Consider the following 18,680-nt stretch of genomic DNA (forward strand, 5'->3'; position numbering starts at 1 on the left):
AACCCCTTTATTTCCATAAAAATGGCGGATACTCGTCCAAATCGCCGCGCAAATACCGAGACAGCAGCAAAGCCTGAATATATGGCACCAATCCCCAGGGGATTTTTTCTCCGAGAAAGGGATGTTTAATTGTTTCCTGCTTTTTCTGTTGCCAGTTTTTAAGCAATGTGCGTCGGGCTTCATCGCTCATCAGCACACAACCGCTCTCCCGCATTTCGAAGTCATTCCCGGAAATCATCCGGTTGTTAATCAGCGTCAACACAAAACGGTCTGCCATACAGGGACGAAGCTCCTCCATCAGATCCAATGCCAACGAGGCGCGCCCTGGCCGGTCCCGATGGAGAAAGCCAGCATAGGAATCCAGTCCCACCGCCTCCAATGCGCTGGCACAATCGTGCGCCAGCAAAGTATAAGTAAACGAGAGCAGGGCGTTCATCCGGTCGAGTGGAGGACGGCGGCTGCGGCCGTGGAAATAAAAATCTTCCTTCCGGCTCAGGATCATATCATCCAATACACTGAAATAAACGGTTGCTCCAGTACCTTCCAACCCCCGCAAGGACTCCATCGAGGTTTCGGCAGAGACTGCTGGCAGAAGACCTTTGAGCCTTTCAGAAGCCGCTTGGAGCTTTTCATCATCTACGCGCAGTTTGTGATCCCGCCGGGTGCGTTCGATACTCCAGCGCGCATTGTAGAGCTTTCCGAAAATGCTCCCACGTGCGGCACGGCAGCTCTGTGTGGGATCATCCGCGACGCGATATTGTGTGCGCCGCAACAGGATGTTCCCATTGCTCTCGCCGCATGCGCGTGCCAAAAATTTGCCGCGCGGGGTGCAGAAGGCGAGTGACACCTCCCGTTCGGCGCAGGCCCCCATCAGCGCGGGAGAAGCGCCTGCATAGGAAAATGAAATGATCCCGCTCAGCGTGTGGAGCGGAAAACGGCCGATAATCTGTTTATCACAGTTGACTACGACGTTTTCTCCGTCCAGCGACAGATAGGCGTTATCCGTCGTCACAAATAGGGTGTTGAGCAGATGCCTCATGGCTCTTCCTCCAAATGCTCGTGCAGGTAGGCACTGACCGGACGGCTGCGCAGCAGCTGCGGCAAGCACAATTCCTTGAGTGAGCAGGCGTTGCAGGACTTGGTGGGCTTTACCTTGGGCGTGTGCCCTCTGCGGTAGAGCTCGTGCATCTCCCGCAAGCAGTCCCGCACGCTTTGACGCAGCTCCTGCGTGAAATCAACCGGCTGTCGGTGACGGAGCTCCCCATAATAGAGAGCTCCCTGTGCAATCTCACAGCAGAGCATTTCCTCCAGGCAGAGCGCCTGTGCGCAGAGCTGGAGCGTGTCGCCGGCTTGCGGGTTCGGTTTGCCGCGCTTGTATTCGACAGGGAAGGGCTGCCAGAGTCCCTGTCGTCCCGGCAGCGGGATGCCGCACGGGGCGCGATGGAACTCCAGCACGTCGCATTCGCCCGAAACCCCCAGCGTGCGGGAAAAGACGTTCATCCCGCGCGTGACGATTCGATCGCCCCGGCTCTCGGTGAGCTCCTTGTCATGGGCGCGCTCGTGCATAAGTGCGCCGTCCATCGTGCGAAAGTTTTCAGCCCACTGGTGCTCGATGTGGATCAGTGCCCATTGTCTGCGGCAAAAGTAAAAGTGCTGAAGCCCGGAGAGCTGCAGGAACTGCTCTTCCTCATATTCCATCGATGACCTCACAATGAAGTCCGGGCAGCTCCTTCAGCGTGATCTCATAATCCTCCACACTGGAAGGACTCTTGATTCCTTCCTTTAGATTCACCTTGACCAGGTTATGCACCTTGGAGGAGGAGTATTGCCCGCTGGAGCAGTCATGCTCCCACCAATAGAGCTTATAGACCTCCATCGAGCCCTCGGGCCGCGCGGAAGAGGCGTCGTTTTCAAACAGGGTGCGCAGGCACTCCTTGATGAGGAGGGCGTCGTCTTCGGTAAAGCCGGTCTTCTGCGCCAGCTGCACATTGATGGCGCCCTTAATTTTATAAAGTCCGAAGCGGACCATATGCTTCATGCCCATCGTGTCGGACGAGCGCTTCTCGGAGGGCTCGCCGTTGACACTCTTGGTGATCTGGAGGGAATCGATCTCCACCGGCGAGACGCTGACCGCCTGATGGACGGACACCGGGCCGCGCACCCCGACAGAGACCCCATTTTTATCGGTGGACTTGAAGGCGAACACCTGGCCGAAGCTGCGTACGTCCAGCCATTTTTCGCAGGCCAGCCGGGCGTACTCCTCCCGGTCCTTGATTTTACCAAGCGCAGCGGAGGCCCGTTCACTGAGGCTGCCGAACTCATCACTGCGCCGGTCGTCGGACTGTACAAAGATGTCGGCGCCCAGATCCTGCATCCGGTTGCGGATTTTGCGTTTGATACAGACGTCGGAAATTTCGCCGTAGCCGTTGTAATCGGTACGGGGACGGTTTCCATTGAGCGGATCTCCGTTGGAATTGGCCCGATCGACGCTTACCAAGGCTACAAAATCGATCTTTTTACTTAGCAGACTCATTGCTTTCATCCTCCGTTACGTTTTTGTCTTTCTTCTTCGTCATGGCAGAGCGTTGATGATAGTATCCCAGCAGATACACATCGTCCAACTTTTTGTCCAAATCGGAATCGCCGGCAAGCAGATTCTCTGTGATTTCCTGGGTGATATTTCTGTAATAATAGCGTAGCCCGGGGGCAAGACGTTGATAATAGGGATTCAGAGCCTCTTCTAGGATGCGCCAGGCGTACAGGGGCCGCTGCGAAAAGACCGATTGCATCCGAATGGCGTTGGGCTCGCGCTTCTCATCCAGAGAATAGGTGCTGCGCTCGACCTGCTCAGCCACCGCCAACAGCCGGCCAAACAGATAGCTGCGGTCATGATTGTTTTCGTCTAAATTCAAGGTCCATACCTCCTTTTTGTTTTCGCCGCTCTTTTCGTTTTCATATTTTCTTACAATGGCGCAGGCAGTCGTAAGCAGCAGCTCCCGGTTGCCGGGCTTATAGGCGAGTGGGCAACTCGCTTTGCTCACCAGCGCCTGCACCATGTCATGGGGAATTTTTTGACAGTCCAGAATGCAGTGCAGCAGCCGTTGGATGTGCTCGCGCAGGATCCGGTCGTCCACCTCAATGAAATTTTCCCGCTGGGTGCCATAGGCACAGCGCACAATCTGCTTGAGAGGCGGAGACCACATCCCCTTGTACCGGGTCTCCCAGCAGCAGCTGAGATACCATCGCTGCAGCCGCAGGAAAAAATCATTTGCCCGAAGTTCGTTGTAATAGGTCACCGAGAGCCGCCCGGTGGTGGCCGCGTCCAGGGCGGCAACGATCACATCGTCCTGATCCTTTAGATTTAGCTGATAACCGCTCAAGGTATCAAGAAGCTGTCGCTTATACCCGACGAAGGTGGTCTGCTGCTCCAACTCGGATTCCATGCCCAGAAAATCCGGGGAGGGGAGGGGTTTTCCGCCCGGGTTCCACCATAAAAACGTTCGGCCCCCCATCACGACTCCGTGGTTGGCCGCGACCCAGCGCAGGGCGCTGTGCGCCTTCTGCGAGGCGGTATAGCCGACCGAGCCGGTCTGGCTGGTATCGGCGAAGCGCCCGCGGTAGGTGAAGCCGCTGCCATCGTTGGCGGAGATGAGCTTGGCCCCAAAATTTGCGGAGACAACCCCTTTGGGATGACTCTGCGCGGGGATGTCCCGCTCCCCGCAGAGCACGCAGTATTCCAGTTCCTCCCCGCTTTGCAGGCTGTGATAAAAAGAGATATAGGCTTCAAAGAGGGACTGGTCCTCCCAGCAGGCGGAGGAGCCCCGCTCGGGCGGCGGCATGACCCGCCAGCGCACCAAGCACTTTTCGTACTCGCTTCCCTCGATCTTGCCGCCCGCGAGCGTCCCGTCTTCTTCGAGCGAAATGACGCCCGCGGCGCAAAGATCCTTTAGGATGGTGCCGCCCTGAATGTAGCGCAGGACCGCGCGCACCTTGGGATGGGAATATTCAGACTGGGCCCAGCGCTCCAGCAGCTCCAAATACGCCTTGTGATGATCCTCGTTGATGGGCGAGAGATATTGCAGCTGATCGGACAGGGGATGGGAGCGTCCTTTTCCACTGGTGCGTCCGGCGGATTCCTCGGTCACGGGGATGATGGTGCGGGACTGGGCTTTGGGAACCGGTTTTGCTTCCCGAAAGCTGCCGTCCTCGTCAATGATGATTTCAATTTGTGCTTTTTGGATGGTATGAGAGATCGGGGTGAGGGTCTCTTTGCCCTCCACCGGGACCCCGGCCAGGTGCGCCTGGCTTTCGTAGGTGCGCAAGGCAGCCTGGAGCAGGCCCATTTACAACACCTCCTCTATGAATTCCGAGTGTCCGGTGAAGTTCTGCTGTTCTTGGCCGAAGGGCTTGATGGACATCGGTCGCGACACGCGGGTGATGGGGCAGTCCTGCGGGAGGATGAAATCGATTTGTCCCTGGCGCATCACCGGGTACCAGTAGCGCAGCGTCATATTTCCCTGCGTCTCGGGGGAATAGGCCTCATCCGCATAGGTGATGCCGTGCGGCATGAGGCCGAAGGCCAACTCGGGAATGTCCTGGTAGCAGCTTGTCCCCTCCTCGAATACGCAGGGCTCCACATAGCCCTGACATTCCCGGGCACCCAGGAAAATATCCCGCCGGCCGCCCCGCTCAATCATGCGCTTGGCGATGTTGTGATGCTTGTTTTCGTTGCGGTCCCCCTCCAGCTCGGGCCGGTTTTCGTTCCAGACGAAATGCGCGCGCACCCGGTAGCGGCAGTCCTTGAGATAGGTATAATAGGACAGATCGTTTCCGCCACCGTACTTGATGGGGCGGATCCCCTTGACCTCGGTTTGGATGGGATTCATCACCCGCACCGCATCGATCACCCAAATGAAGGTCGGCTTCCAATAGATCGAGGAAACAATCCCCTTGAGCGCCTCATAGGTGGGGATTTGCAGGGAACATTTTTCTCCGCCGATGCGCATGACCGGGTCGGAGAAGAGGGCATAATCGCCCCAAACTTCAAATTCCACGATATTTTTGTGTTCCATCTCACGCCTCCCAAAAAGATTGATTGCCGCCACTAAAGTCGATTCCCGTGTGCGTGTTGTAAAATTCGGGCAGGACCGACAGGATCGCATCCCCGCAGAGCGGTTCCAGGCCGTGCCCCTCCTCGAGCTGTCGGAGCTGATACTGAAAGAGTGCGGCACAGTAGGGCTTCGACTGCTCCAGCAACTCTTTGCGGTAATAAAGATCATACCGGGCCCGCTCGGAGCCGAGCTCCTCGATCAGCGTTTTTCCCTCACCGTAGGGCACGAGGACGTCGGTATTCTCCTGATCGAAGACCTGGAAAGAATCGCCCGCGCTGCGAAAGGCCTGACAGATGGTGTGGAAAACCGCATTCTGCCCTTTGGCCCGAAAGACGCTGTTGTGTGAGAGCATCTCATAAAGAGAGCTCCCCAATTCAGAAACAGAGTAGTCCTGGGCCTGGCGGGGCATGGCATCGAACAGGCGGCGGTAGTAATACCGGATCGAACGTTCGGACTGCAGGCTGCCGTCAAAGGCTTCCCAGTCTTTCGCAAAGCTGGAAAGCAGTTCGGCGGTAGCGGTTTGGGACTCCCCGATTTCCCGCAGAAAGCCCAGCTTTTCGCCCTGGAAGTTGATGATATAAACGGGACAGATACATCCAACCTCCCCATGGCGGTTGCAGCGTCCGGCGGCCTGGATGATGTTGTCCATCCCGGCGCAGGCCCTCATGACACAGCCGAATGAGAAGTCCACCCCCGCCTCCACCAGCTGGGTCGCGACGCAGATCACCCTGGCCTTGTCCGAAAGGAGAGCATTTATCTGTTTCATGGTGTCGATCCGGTGCGCCATGCACATGGCGGTGGACAGATGGAAAACCTTTGCGTCAGCGGTGTGTAGCTCCTGATAGAGAGCCCGGGCCTGCTCCTTCTTGTTGCAGATGATCAAAACGCTTCCAAAGCGGTCGAGTTCTTCGAGTGCGAAATCGGCCAGCTCCCCCACCGTATACCCGTCCGGTTTGCACCGGTCGATGATCTCGGTGCGCAAAAAGGGCTGCCAAAGCGCCGGATCATAGGGAACCAGGTCGGGGTTGGCGGCCAGGGAAACCGGATGGCGAACCTCTTCCAGGCAGGGCTGGGTGGCCGAGCAGAGGATCACCGTGGCACCGCAAACCTTGGAGAGAAAATTGAGTGCGAGGTTAAACAGGGAGAGCATGCGCCGCGGGACGGACTGGACCTCGTCCAGAATGATTACGCTGCCGGCCAGCGCGTTCATGCGGCGGATACTGGAGGTGCCGCCGTCAAACAGGGTGTTCAGGAACTGCACCAGGGTGGTGATGACCACCGGCGAGCGCCAGTTTTCACACAGCAACTCATTTTCGTCCAGCTCGTCTCTATCATTTTTGATGCGCAATACATTGGAGTGGTGCTCCAAAATCAGGCTGTCGTCCTGCAGATACTCCCGGATGACCTTGGCGTTTTGCTCCAACACACCCAGAAGGGGAATGACGAAGAAAAGGCGTGTGCTGTCGTGCCCGGCGGCAAAGGCAAGCGCGGCGCGCAGGCCGGCAAGCGTCTTTCCGCTGCCGGTGGGAACCCAAAGGCGGTAAACGCCGCCCTCCCGCTTTGCGAAGGCGCGGCACTGATCCGAGATAACGCGGCGTGCCTGATCGATCGGCTTTTCGTTGCCAAACTCCAGCAGCTTTTTCTCCACTCGCATAAGACTTTTCTGCCAAACCGGGCGCATATCGCGCGGGGGCTGAGGAAAATCCATTGCATGCATGAACTCTGCCGTGTCCCGCCGGTCGGCGTCGATGAGGGCCGAAAGAACTGAGCGGCTGAGCAGGGAAAGGACGAATAGCAGCTCCTCCGTGGATTTTGCGGCGGTCTTGCAGATCGCGACCGCCTGCTTAATTTCCTCCACAGACTGCTCGAAGAGCTTGTCCAATTTCTGCGTATCGGCGCATAGGAAAAGAAAGTTTTCCTTTGACTCCGGGTAAGAAATCCCTTCCTTTTCTAGCCTATGTAGGAATCCGTCTTTTCCATCCGGATCGATGCAGTCGAACTGCCCGTGGTGGGAGCCCACGGCAAAGGCGAGAATTTCACAGGTCATGTTGTGGTAGGGGTCGCCGGCCGGGTCAAAGTACCTTTCAAGAAGCAGGCGCACCCCGGCAAACGTGTGGTTGACGCTTCCCCGGCGCACCGGTTCACCCCGGACGGCATGATAAATGTATTCGGAGAATGCCCGGCAGAATTTACCGGCATCGTGGATGAGGCCGGCGAGTTCGCCAGTAGAGGGAAGACCCAGCGGCATGAGGGTTTCACGCGTGTACCGGGCGACGTTGCAGCAATGCTCGCCTACGGTCTGGATATGTTCGCCTTTCCTTTTATCAATCAGAATATGAGCGGGGAATACTTCCGTTATAATCACCTCCCGATTCTCTGTGCTTTTTTCGACAATTTCCACCATGGTTTTCTTGTTTTGGTTAATTTTGCATAGTTATTATTTTAATAATATTACAATTTTCATTAAAAGTCAACAGCTTGGACGCTTGGCCGCGGGAGGCAAGCAAGGTGCAACTTTACAGCCTCGGTACCTTTCGTGGAGGCAAAATTGCCGCAAATCAATCCGATTGGCCGAAGGAGTAGCACAGGCTCTGGGACAGCTGCATAAGGGAAATTTCGAGGGTGTTGTCAGGGTGTATGGTGATTCGCTCAAGGATATGCCGGTAAAAGGTGTCGTCCCACTCGGTCCCATCGATGAGCGCTTCCACCTGCCTAAGCCGCACTTCTGGTAAATCAGATTGTGCGGTTTGATCCCTTTGCGCTTCCTGTATCCGGGCCATCTCGCCGTCGCATTTGGCGGCTGTGTGTTGGAATTCGGCCTTGGTGATGCTGTGCTCTAGGTAAAGCTCCAATAATTCCTGCCGCTTTTTCTCCAGGCGCAGCAACCCCTCCTCATTTTTTTGGCGGCATGATTCTTTTCGTCTAGCTGCAGCGCAGACCGGACAATTTCGGCGGCGGATTCGTTGATCAGGAGTTTCCCACCTTGCACATCGTAGCCCAGAAGGTCCCGCCCGAAAACTACGCCCTGTTCCATCCTGCGTTTTTGCCCCCATTTTACTCGTTCGGAGGTCTTGCGGCTCTCCTCATGCGCAATGGAGAAGAGAATGGTCAATCGAAGCTCTGCGTCCGGGACAAGGGTGTTAACGCCGTCGTTGAGAAAGATCACGCCGATTCCCAACTCCTTGAGCTTCCGGGTGTAGAAAATGCTGTCCAGCGTGTTGCAGGCAAAACGGCTGATCTCCTTGGTGACGATCAGCTCAAAGCAGTGATTTTAGGCATCCGCAATCATACAGTTGAAAGCGGCGCGTTTCTTGGTGGAGGTACCGGTGATGCCCTCATCGACATAGATTTCGCTGAGTTCCCACAAAGGGTTACTTTCAATATACTGAGTAAAATAACGTTTTTGACTTTCCAGAGAATTTGCCTGATCGTCCCGGTCGGTAGAAACCTGACAATAGGCGGCTACCCCCTGCTTTTTGACGTTTTTCTTGAATGCGCTCACCTGCGTTAACTGGATGATATGGGAGGCTGCATACCAGTTTTGTTTATCTCATCGAGAGAAAAATCAAACTGCCCTTTGGCCCAAAGTCCCTTTTCGACGACTAAAGGGGAAAAATACCGTTGAAAAACAGTCGCACCCCGTGAGGGGTGCGACCAAAAGTTTTTTTTTACATAATAGACTATTAAAATGAGCTTAAATTTAAAAATTTTTATTTACAACTTTAGGTCAGTTTACAAGGAACTACACGCAGACCGTGAAACGGGCTGCTGACAACAAACGGCGGTATGCTCCCGGAGAGGGCAGCATACCGCCTGTTTTGTTGTCCGGGGTTTCCAAAGGGGTGCCCCCTTTGGCACACGACTTTGCTTGCAAAGTGTAGTGTGTTATACCTGCTGGCGTGGCTGACGGGGGAAACGGGGTGCGGTGCTTCTTGCGCCCCGTTTGCTCCGGCAGGAAAACAGGCTGAATTTTTGCGAATGGGAATGAGCAAAAAATCGGCCTGTTTTCAGAGAACGGCGGCAGGTATATGAAAGCCCCCGTCCCTCGTCCTACGCTCCGACTTGTGGACAAAGTGTCCCGAAGTTGTGGCCACACTCCCGGAAAAGTAGCAGGACAGCGGGCAACCGTCAAGGCTGAAATGAACGGGGTTACACCCGGCCTTGACCGCCGCCCGCCGCCCCGCTGGATGGGTGGACAAGGCGGCCAATCCCTCAAAGTGCTTGTCCGCGCTCTTTCTGATTTTGAGGTATTCAGTTTTTCAAAATTGAATAATCAAAATAAATTTTTTCGATTGAAAAAATTTTATTTGTTATCATCTTCAATGCCATATTTTTTCTTTTGCCGAATCACATAATTACTGATTTTTTCATCATATAGTGGATACTGGTAATCCAACTGGCATGCCACTTCTGACGAAACCTCCCGGAACAATGCCATACATTGTTCAAAGGATTCCCACATATGGGGATAGGAATCCATATTATAAGTGGACATAAGTCGTTCCCACAATTCCTCTGGGACATATTGCTTCATAAATTTATAGTTTTTTCCCAAACTGAAATGAAATCCCTGTTTGATACCAATCAGCCAGGAAATCATGCGAAGCAATTCTTTTCGTACTATATCATTCATATGGTCAATAGCAAAAAGAATTTCTTTGCGGCATAAGCCCTTTACTACATATGTTGTAGTATTCCAAAATTCATTACAGCAATCGTCAAACATTCTTTGAGTAGGCTTCTGCAAGTGGTAGTCTATATCCGTTGGTATTGGCGGCTTTACGATACGGTTGTCTTTATCCAACAGTAACTTTACCAGTTTATCCCATGTAAAATACTCGTCTATCAGTTCCAGCGGCAGCAAAGTTAAATCTATCTTAACATCATCAGTAAACAGCATTAAATATGAAAATCCCTTTTCTACAGCTGGAAATAATTCCATATCTTCCGGCTTTTGCAGAATCAACCTTTCACCAAATATATCTAGCCATTTATCATCACTTGTGAAGCTGTCCATATCCGTAACAAAAAAAGTAATATCAAAATCCTGAAAATCATCAGGCGGAATATTTGTATTTGTTCTAGATCCTTCCAAAGTAACCATGCGAATGCGTTTGTCTGTTTTTGCAAAATTCAAAACAATATCATAAACTTCCTTTTCTGATCTCATTTTTATCTCCTCCAATTATTGAAATAGGTGTGAAGCCATTTTAGGGCTTTCCCGCCTTGATTACCCTTTAGCAAAGACGGGCGGGGCTGTCAACGGCGGCGCATGAAATGCGCCGTTCATCTTGACCGTTGACTGGCTCGGCTGGCTTTGCTATTTTTATCGAATTGCATATTGGTAAATTGCATTGATATGTACTTGGGTTGTATTCACGATTGGCACATTAACATCTTCGGGCTTTATGGCAAGTGGCAGCTCCGTACAGGCGAGAATGAGTGCATCTACATTTTCTTTTTCAATGTATTTATTTGCCAGTGCAATCATTTTCTCTTTATCACTAGGAATTACTATGCCATTCTCTAAATTGGGGTATATCAGTTTTCCTAATAGAGATATTATTTTTTCGCTATCGCCTTTACAAGTAACATCATCGGGCGGCGAAGTTCATCTTCCATACCCGGAATATCCATCATCTCTTTAGGCGGTTCTGCTTCCTCTACAACTTTAAGCTCAAACCCATTGTTCAGCAATCCCATTATAATCTGTGTAAGTGTGTGATGTTGTTTTACTACATCACATCCTAAAAAATGTGTATTTCGTTCTCCTGTTATAAAGTAATTATCAATCGCCCAATATTGCGGTTTCCCATCATCTGTATAAATCCAATCCTGCCCAACTCCTGCGGTAAAAACAGGGTGTTCGATATTAAAAAGAAAAATTCCACCTGGTTTTAATGTCCTATACACTTTTTGAAATATTTCCACTATGTCCTCTATATAGTGCAGAGCTAAATTAGATATAACACAATCCCATTCATTTTCTGGATAGTCATATTCCTCTAATCCGCTAATACGATATTCAATTTGATTTCCTGAATTGCGCTTTTGGGCTTCCTCAATCATTTTCTTACTTAAATCGATCCCTAATATTTTTGTAGCTCCTTGTTCTTCTGCGAACTTGCAGTGCCAGCCATATCCGCACCCCAAGTCAAGAACAGATTTTCCTTCTAACGAAGGAAACAAAGGTTTTAATTGATGCCATTCACCAGCAGCTTTTAACCCCTCTTTACTGCGGGACATCTTTGCATATTCTTCAAAAAACTTCTCATTATCGTATTCATTATTCATAACCTTAACATCTCCTATTTTATCCTTCGGCACCGCCGCCTCCAGGCGGCTCCCCAACTTCATCTGCTCGATAAATGGGAATTGCACCAAAACAATCTAAGACAACAATGCTGCCCTACTTGCGATTTTTTCTTGTACTGCGGAAACAGTTTCTTGAATGGAATAATTGGTCGTATCTACAACATTCGATTCATATATTCCCAGATTGCAAAATTGCTCCCACATTGTTTCTACCAATTCGATATTTGTTTTTCGGTCTAACTTTGAGCGTTCAACAGCCCGCTTTAAGGTTTCTTCCTTACTTGCCCTTAAAATAATATAATGCACCTCATAATGTTCCCGAACAAGAGCTTTCCATGGCTCCAAAAACCATGGCCCGACAATCCCATCTACAATTACATCATATCCGCCACGAGCATATCGCTTTGCAGCTTCTAAAAAGGCTTCAATGACAACCAGATTTTGCTCGTTGGATTCTGGCAAATGTGGTGGTATTGCGCCTTTGCTTAAGTAATGAAAAAAGTCATCGGTGTGCATATGCACTGATTTATCCATATCTGATTCCTTTGCGACAATTGACGCAGTTGTTGTTTTTCCTGTCCCCGGTGAGCCTGTAATCACAATAATTCTTCCTTGATTCATCTATATTTTACCTCCACAAATTTTGATTTGTTGATAACTCATTATATCATAATTCTTTCGGTACGTCAGCACGAAAATAAGTATGTGGTTTTTCGTAAAGTGGTCTTGTCAAATAGAAGCGGGGAGCCGGCTGTGAAGTGGAGTCCCATGGTTCCCTTATAGTCATAAGTTCGTTCTTTTCATTCATTGTAAACAGTGCTTCTACATGAAGCTGCATATAGTACGAGTTGCTTTTTCCCATTTTCTAATATTCTCCTACATTTATTTCTCTGCCTGTTCAATCATTTTCTTTACTAACCGCTGAAACAGGTCGGCGGTTTCCTCGTCCATCGGCGCAAGCTGTCCAATCTGTCCGGCTATCATCGCCGTTACATCGTCAATGGAAAGCGGTTTTTGTTTCTGTTCCGCCAGTGCGTCCCGCATGGCTTGGAACATAGCGGCGGTCACAGCTTCTCCCGGCTGTTCCCCGTTGTCTATGTCTTTCTTAATGTCCCGCAGGATAGCCAGGAACACATTTTTGATTTTTTCAATCTCCGCTTCATGTTCCCCCATCTTTTGGGCGTTCAAAAGCTGTAAATCCTGCTTCGCTTCTGCCCGGTGTTCCGGGTGTTCTTTCATCAGGTCGGACAGGGAAGCCGTTGCCATCTCGATAAGCTGGTTTCTTGCTGTTATGCCCTTTGCCGCCGTATCCTGAAAATAAATCCGTATCAAATCTATCAGCTTGGGAAAATTCCTGTGTTCCAACAGACGGTTGAGGATTTGCACATCAACAGCACCCGTCACAAGCCCCCTCACGGCCCCCTCTGACAAGCCTAATTCAGAAATATCGTAACTTTTACGGACGCTCACGGTAGACAAGCCCAGTATGTAGTCTGTCGATACCTTAAATTCCTTTGCCACACCTATGAGAATATCACTGCTTACCGTTCTTGTTTCGCCGCTGACAATGCGGCTCAATTGGGAAGCGGAAACGCCTATCTTCTCCGCAAGTTCCTTTTGTGTGATGTGGTTCCCGTTGCATAAATCGGAAATCCGCTGTCCGGGTGTTCCGGGTAAAGCCATAGACACGCACCTCCTCCGCATACTTCCATTATACAAGATAATTGCAAAAATGCAATTTCCAAAGTGTAAACTTCATCAAAATGCAATTCTCGCAAAAAGCCGGGATTTGCATTTTTTTCGTGTAGACTTAGGGTAGTTCATCGATGGACAGCACCTTGAAAACAGAATGACCGTCCGAAAAGAGAATACCACGGCTGGGGAAGCACCGCCAGGAGCCGGACTTTTGGACACTTTGTCCAGAGGTCACTTCGGGACAAAACGTCCCGAAGCTGCGGGGAGCGTGCCAACGCCGGAATACGCCGCTATTGTCGGGGCCCCCGCAAAGCCGCATGGCTTTGTGGGGAGAGGAGGAGCAGCGGAGCGAGTGAGTTTTGCCGCTTGCGGCGAAACGAGCGATACGCAGCTTGCGACGACGAGGCAGGAAACCTTTTCGGGGAGAACGGCAATGGAAAGCAAAATGGAGGGAACGCATGAGAGATAACCCCTATAAAGACTTGCCGCCGCTGGAACGCAGGCCGGACGGTTCCCTTTACCGCATGACACCGGCGCAGAAGAAACAGGCGGCCAGCCTGATACGCCGGGAGTGCTGTTGCTGTGAGGACGGCAACTGCATTGTCCTTGACGATGGGGACGCCTGCACCTGCCCGCAGACGGTTTCTTTCTCGGTCTGCTGTAAGTGGTTCCGCTGGGCGGTCTTGCCGCTGGACGGGACGCTGAAAGCGGAGATTTTCCGGGATAAGGACATGAAACGCTGTGCGGTTTGCGGCGGCGTGTTCGTCCCCAAATCCAACCGGGCTAAATACTGCCCGGACTGCGCCGCCAGAGTTCACAGGCGGCAGAAAACAGAAAGTGAACGGAAAAGGAGGTCTGCTGTGGACAGTTAGGAGCGGAAAAGCCTTGATTTATAAGGCTTCGCAGGCCCCAAACCGGGGCAGGTGGTATAAAGTATCGCCCGCCCCGGAAAACGGGCTTCTAACCGTCCACAAAACACGATATGACAAACACGATTTACATTCACCAGCCGGAACAGGCGTTCAGCTTCACCCGGCTCCCGAATTTTCTCTTTGAAGCCCCTACATTCAAGCCCCTGTCCAACGAGGCAAAGGTGTTGTACGCCTTTATCCTGCGCCGGACAGAGTTATCCCGCAAGAATGGGTGGGCGGACGAGTACGGGCGGATTTACCTGTACTATCCCATCTGCGAGGTAGTTGACCTGCTCCGCTGTGGGCGGCAGAAAGCGGTAAATACCATGCGGGAACTGCAATATGCCGGACTGGTGGAGATCCAGAAGCAGGGCTGTGGAAAACCCAACCGCATTTTCCCAAAATCCTATGAAGCGGTTCCGAACACCGACTTCAAGAAATCCCGTTCTGGTACGCCGGAGGGCTGAAAACCGTACCCATGAAGTACGGAAATCACTCCTGAGAAGTACGAAAACCGGACGGTATATAGAAATACAAAGATTAAAAAGATTGATTTATATTCTATCCATTCCAATCCTATCCGAGCTATTTTCTGCGGGATTTTCCCTGTGGAAAACCCCGGATAGGAAAGGAATGGGGAAAGGAGCAGAATGGCACAGCACGCAATTTTGCGTTTTGAGAAGCACAAGGGCAACCCGGCAAGGCCGCTGGAAGCCCATCACGAACGGCAGAAAGACCAATACGCCAGCAACCCTGATATTGACACCAGCCGGAGCAAATACAACTTCCATATCGTCAAGCCGGAGGGACGCTATTACCACTTCATTCAGAGCCGGATTGAGCAGGCCGGGTGCCGAACCCGCAAGGACAGCACACGGTTTGTCGATACGCTGATAACCGCCAGCCCGGAGTTTTTCAAGGGGAAATCCCCAAAGGAGATACAGGCGTTTTTCCAGAGGGCGGCGGATTTCCTCACCCACCGGGTAGGGCGGGAAAATATCGTGTCGGCGGTGGTACACATGGACGAGAAAACGCCCCACCTGCATTTGACCTTTGTTCCGCTGACAAAGGACAACCGCCTGTGCGCTAAGGAGATTATCGGCAACCGGGCAAACCTGACGAAGTGGCAGGATGATTTTCACGCCTACATGGTGGAGAAATATCCCGACTTGGAGCGTGGGGAAAGCGCCAGCAAGACAGGCCGGAAGCATATCCCCACCCGGCTTTTCAAACAGGCGGTTTCCCTCTCCCGGCAGGCAAGAGCCATTGAAGCCACACTGGACGGCATTAACCCGCTGAACGCCGGAAAGAAAAAAGAGGAAGCCCTCTCCATGCTGAAAAAGTGGTTCCCGCAGATGGAGAATTTCTCCGGGCAGTTGAAAAAGTACAAGGTCACAATCAATGACCTGCTGGCAGAAAATGAGAAGCTGGAAGCACGAGCCAGAGCCAGCGAGAGCGGCAAAATCAAAGACCGCATGGAGCGGGCAAAGCTGGAAAGCGAACTGCACGATATGCAAAGGCTGGTTGACCGTATCCCGCCGGATATACTGGCGGAACTGAAACGGCAGCAGCGGCAGTATGGAAAGGAAAGGTGATTTTATAAGTAACAATATCAGATACAAAAAGGAAACAGAAGTCGTGACTTTTCAGGGAAAGGAAATCACGCTGGAAAACCTCTCCCCGGTGTTCACGCCGGAGCAGGAAGCGACCAAACGCCGGGAACTGGAGCAGCAGCTTTATGAGGTGTTCCGCAAATATGCCGATAAGCGGCAGAAAGAGGAAGCCGGGGCATAAATCCCGAAGCCATCGTTGATTTGCGGGGCTGCTGGCGGTATAATAGAACTGTCAGCAGCTCCGTTTCTTTTTAAGAAAAGGAGCGACAAAATGAATAACAGGATAGACGCGATCTATGCAAGGCAATCGGTAGACAAAAAGGACAGCATTTCCATTGAAAGCCAGATTGAGTTTTGCAAATACGAATTGAAAGGCGGGAACTGTAAGGAATACACAGACAAAGGGTACAGCGGCAAGAACACAGACCGCCCGAAGTTTCAGGAACTGGTGCGGGATATTAAGCGGGGCTTGATTGCAAAGGTCATTGTTTACAAACTTGACCGTATCAGCCGTTCCATTCTGGACTTTGCCAACATGATGGAACTGTTCCAGCAGTACGATGTGGAGTTTGTGTCCTCTACGGAGAAGTTTGATACCTCCACCCCGATGGGGCGGGCTATGCTGAATATCTGTATCGTGTTCGCCCAGCTTGAACGGGAAACGATACAGAAGCGGGTGACAGACGCTTACTACTCCCGCAGTCAGCGGGGCTTCAAGATGGGCGGGAAAGCCCCTTACGGCTTCCACACCGAGCCTATCAAAATGGACGGTATCAACACAAAGAAGCTGGTGGTAAACCCGGACGAAGCGGCCAATATCCGGCTGATATTTGAGATGTACGCCCAGCCCACAACCTCTTACGGGGACATTACCCGGTACTTTGCCGAACAGGGGATTTTGTTCTACGGCAAGGAACTGATACGCCCCACACTGGCGCAGATGTTACGCAATCCCGTCTATGTGCAGGCGGACTTGGATGTGTACGAATTTTTCAAAAGCCAGGGTACGGTTATCGTCAATGACGCCGCCGACTTTACGGGGACAAACGGCTGTTATCTGTATCAGGGGCGGGATGTGAAGCCCAGCAAGAAAAACGACTTGAAAGACCAAATGCTGGTGCTGGCTCCCCATGAGGGCATTGTTCCGGCGGATATATGGCTGGCTTGCCGCAAGAAGCTGATGAACAACATGAAAATCCAGTCCGCCCGAAAAGCCACCCACACATGGCTGGCGGGGAAAATCAAGTGCGGGAACTGCGGATATGCGCTTATGAGTATCTTCAATCCGTCCGGCAGGCAATATCTCCGCTGTACGAAACGGCTGGACAATAAAAGCTGTCCGGGCTGTGGGAAAATCATCACTTCCGAACTGGAAGCGGTGGTTTACCAGCAGATGGTGAAGAAGCTGGAAAAGCACAAGACGCTGACGGGCAGGAAGAAAGCGGCAAAGGCCAATCCCAAAATCGCCGCCCTGCAAGTAGAGCTTCTCCATGTGGACAGCGAGATTGAAAAGCTGGTGGACAGTCTGACGGGCGCGAACAATGTCCTGCTCTCCTATGTGAATGTGAAGATAGCGGAACTGGACGGGCGCAAGCAGGAACTTGTGAAGCAGATAGCCGAGCTGACGGTGGAAACCATCAGCCCGGGACAGGTCAACCAGATTTCCGGCTACCTCGACACATGGGACGATGTATCCTTTGACGACAAGCGGCGGGTGGTGGATTTGATGATTACCACCGTTGCCGCCACAAGCGACAGCTTGAACATTACATGGAAAATCTGACGGGCGGTAATCCTCCCGTCAGACCGTTACCCTGTGTAGTCCCTTGTAAACTGTACTTTTCATGACACTAAATCACTCATGAGATGAAAATTTCTGCCGAAGATAAAGACATTCATCTCTCTAAATGAAAGTATAATTTATGCTGACTCCCGGACAACAAGGGTAGGATCCAAAACAATGTGTCGGGGTTGGTTCGACTTTTCTGTGATTTTTTCGATCAGAATTTTTGCCGCCAAGTGCCCCATTTCTTTTTGTGGCTGCCGGATGGTGGTAAGGGAGGGGGAGGTGAATTCCGCTGCGGGAATGTCGTCGTACCCTACAACCGCAATGTCGGTGGGGACGCGTAATCCCTTAAGCAGGAGGGCTTTGATCGCACCAAGCGCGATCAGGTCGTTGGCGGCGAATACACTACCGAAAGAAAGACCCTTCCCCAGCGCGGCTCCTACAGCGTCCATGCCGCCCGCATAACTAACGGGGCAGTGCAGGATGAGCTTCTCCCGAAACGGCAGGCTCCGTTTCTGGAGGGCTTGACGGTAGCCCTCAAAGCGTTCCTGATAGGTATTGGTCAGTAGATCGGAAGTGAGCATCAGCACCTCGCCCGAATATTTCTGCAAAAGATAATCCGTGGCTATAAAGCCACCCTTGACATTGTCCACCGTCACCGAACCATATTGGGTGTCGAGGTTGCGGTCTACCGTGATGGTGGGCACGGCGATAGACTGGTAGGTGAGCTTTTTCCCAGTTCCTAGGATGATCAATCCGTCCACCTCGCGGCTAAGCAGAGTTTGCAGGCAGCGCTCCTCTTTTTCCTGGCTTTCGCTGGAAGAGCAGAGGATGAGGCTGTATTCTTCCCGGCTCGCGGTCTCCTCGATTCCTTGTACGATTTCGGTAAAAAAGGCGTTGGCAATGTCCGGCACGATAATCCCGATGGTGTGGGAACGCCTCGTTTTAAGGCTGCGGGCCAGCTGATTGGGATGATAGTCAAAATGCCTGGCAGCTCTAAGAACCCTCTCTCGAGTCTCGGGGGTAACATTCTTGGTATTGTTCAGCACATAGGAAACGGTACTGGGCGCGACATTGGCATATTGCGCAATGTCCTTGATTGTGGCCATCCACAGTCCACCTTTCTGTCACAGCACGGCCCTCGAATGGCCGGGGAGATGTTGATATTAGTATAAACGGTTCTTCTGAGAGAAGCAACTTGTTTTTCCTTGAGAAAGACGAAAACAAAATAATCGACAAATTTTTTAAA

The 18,680-nt window shown here is 51.7% G+C and carries 18 protein-coding genes and 1 pseudogene; 5 read left to right on the plus strand and 14 right to left on the minus strand.

Translation table 11 applies throughout. The annotated features are described in order from the left end of the window. Positions 1–7 precede the first annotated feature (7 nt). The 13 genes and pseudogenes from cas1c to B5477_RS07280 form a co-directional block, all read right to left on the minus strand. Entirely contained in the window at positions 8–1,039 is a 1,032-nt protein-coding gene (gene cas1c / locus B5477_RS07205) for a type I-C CRISPR-associated endonuclease Cas1c (protein WP_079699056.1), read from the minus strand. Then, positions 1,036–1,698, minus strand: coding sequence for a CRISPR-associated protein Cas4 (gene cas4 / locus B5477_RS07210; RefSeq protein ID WP_079699057.1), 663 nt, complete (start codon positions 1,696–1,698; stop codon positions 1,036–1,038). The genes cas1c and cas4 overlap by 4 nt, the downstream gene beginning before the upstream one ends. Continuing rightward, entirely contained in the window at positions 1,688–2,533 is an 846-nt protein-coding gene (gene cas7c, locus B5477_RS07215; protein WP_079699058.1) for a type I-C CRISPR-associated protein Cas7/Csd2, read from the minus strand. Before cas7c ends, cas4 begins: the two co-directional genes overlap by 11 nt. Beyond that, positions 2,517–4,343 carry a type I-C CRISPR-associated protein Cas8c/Csd1 gene (gene cas8c, locus B5477_RS07220; RefSeq protein WP_079699059.1) on the minus strand — a complete coding sequence of 609 codons (1,827 nt, stop codon included), beginning with the start codon at positions 4,341–4,343 and terminating at the stop codon, positions 2,517–2,519. Before cas8c ends, cas7c begins: the two co-directional genes overlap by 17 nt. Then, the gene (gene cas5c / locus B5477_RS07225) at positions 4,344–5,072 is read right to left on the minus strand and encodes a type I-C CRISPR-associated protein Cas5c (protein WP_079699060.1); all 729 of its coding nucleotides are present in this window, start codon (positions 5,070–5,072) and stop codon (positions 4,344–4,346) included. A gap of 1 nt (position 5,073) precedes the next feature. Beyond that, complete coding sequence (locus B5477_RS07230) at positions 5,074–7,515, minus strand: CRISPR-associated helicase/endonuclease Cas3 (RefSeq protein WP_079699061.1); 2,442 nt, start codon at positions 7,513–7,515, stop codon at positions 5,074–5,076. A 154-nt stretch (positions 7,516–7,669) separates the two neighbouring features. After that, the gene (locus B5477_RS07235; protein WP_181966671.1) at positions 7,670–7,996 is read right to left on the minus strand and encodes a hypothetical protein; all 327 of its coding nucleotides are present in this window, start codon (positions 7,994–7,996) and stop codon (positions 7,670–7,672) included. Further along, positions 7,948–8,613: pseudogene (locus B5477_RS07240) on the minus strand (recombinase family protein). The gene B5477_RS07235 and the pseudogene B5477_RS07240 overlap by 49 nt, the downstream one beginning before the upstream one ends. Before the next feature lie 801 nt (positions 8,614–9,414). Continuing rightward, on the minus strand, positions 9,415–10,281 hold the full coding sequence (locus B5477_RS07255; protein ID WP_001255868.1) for an aminoglycoside 6-adenylyltransferase AadE: 867 nt from the start codon (positions 10,279–10,281) through the stop codon (positions 9,415–9,417). A gap of 156 nt (positions 10,282–10,437) precedes the next feature. Continuing rightward, positions 10,438–10,677, minus strand: a complete 240-nt coding sequence (locus B5477_RS15450) for an aspartate/glutamate racemase family protein (protein ID WP_071585656.1) — start codon at positions 10,675–10,677, stop codon at positions 10,438–10,440. After that, the gene (locus B5477_RS07265) at positions 10,674–11,438 is read right to left on the minus strand and encodes a class I SAM-dependent methyltransferase (protein WP_230197147.1); all 765 of its coding nucleotides are present in this window, start codon (positions 11,436–11,438) and stop codon (positions 10,674–10,676) included. Before B5477_RS07265 ends, B5477_RS15450 begins: the two co-directional genes overlap by 4 nt. 63 nt (positions 11,439–11,501) lie before the next feature. Further along, positions 11,502–12,047 carry a P-loop nucleotide/nucleoside kinase family protein gene (locus B5477_RS07270; protein ID WP_007215980.1) on the minus strand — a complete coding sequence of 182 codons (546 nt, stop codon included), beginning with the start codon at positions 12,045–12,047 and terminating at the stop codon, positions 11,502–11,504. Between the two features lie 261 nt (positions 12,048–12,308). Further along, a complete protein-coding gene (locus tag B5477_RS07280; RefSeq protein ID WP_007834095.1) occupies positions 12,309–13,109 on the minus strand; it encodes a helix-turn-helix domain-containing protein in 801 nt (266 codons plus the stop codon). Between the two features lie 470 nt (positions 13,110–13,579). On the opposite strand from B5477_RS07280, the gene B5477_RS07285 reads away from it, so the two are divergent. From B5477_RS07285 to B5477_RS07310, 5 genes are all read left to right on the plus strand, one after another. Then, positions 13,580–13,993, plus strand: a complete 414-nt coding sequence (locus B5477_RS07285) for a cysteine-rich VLP domain-containing protein (RefSeq protein ID WP_007215983.1) — start codon at positions 13,580–13,582, stop codon at positions 13,991–13,993. A gap of 110 nt (positions 13,994–14,103) precedes the next feature. Then, positions 14,104–14,499, plus strand: a complete 396-nt coding sequence (locus B5477_RS07290) for a replication initiator protein A (RefSeq protein ID WP_007215984.1) — start codon at positions 14,104–14,106, stop codon at positions 14,497–14,499. A gap of 183 nt (positions 14,500–14,682) precedes the next feature. Continuing rightward, complete coding sequence (mobV, locus tag B5477_RS07300) at positions 14,683–15,627, plus strand: MobV family relaxase (RefSeq protein ID WP_007215985.1); 945 nt, start codon at positions 14,683–14,685, stop codon at positions 15,625–15,627. Further along, positions 15,611–15,826: a hypothetical protein gene (locus B5477_RS07305; RefSeq protein WP_007215986.1), complete on the plus strand. Its 216-nt coding sequence runs from the start codon at positions 15,611–15,613 to the stop codon at positions 15,824–15,826. Before mobV ends, B5477_RS07305 begins: the two co-directional genes overlap by 17 nt. A gap of 90 nt (positions 15,827–15,916) precedes the next feature. Further along, complete coding sequence (locus tag B5477_RS07310) at positions 15,917–17,428, plus strand: recombinase family protein (RefSeq protein ID WP_007215987.1); 1,512 nt, start codon at positions 15,917–15,919, stop codon at positions 17,426–17,428. A 137-nt stretch (positions 17,429–17,565) separates the two neighbouring features. Here the strand turns inward: B5477_RS07310 and B5477_RS07315 are convergent, their stop codons facing one another. Then, positions 17,566–18,540, minus strand: coding sequence for a LacI family DNA-binding transcriptional regulator (locus tag B5477_RS07315; protein ID WP_079699063.1), 975 nt, complete (start codon positions 18,538–18,540; stop codon positions 17,566–17,568). Between the last annotated feature and the right edge of the window lie 140 nt (positions 18,541–18,680).

The sequence above is a fragment of the Provencibacterium massiliense genome, assembly GCF_900169495.1.
Classification (GTDB): Bacteria; Bacillota; Clostridia; order Oscillospirales; family Ruminococcaceae; genus Harryflintia; species Harryflintia acetispora.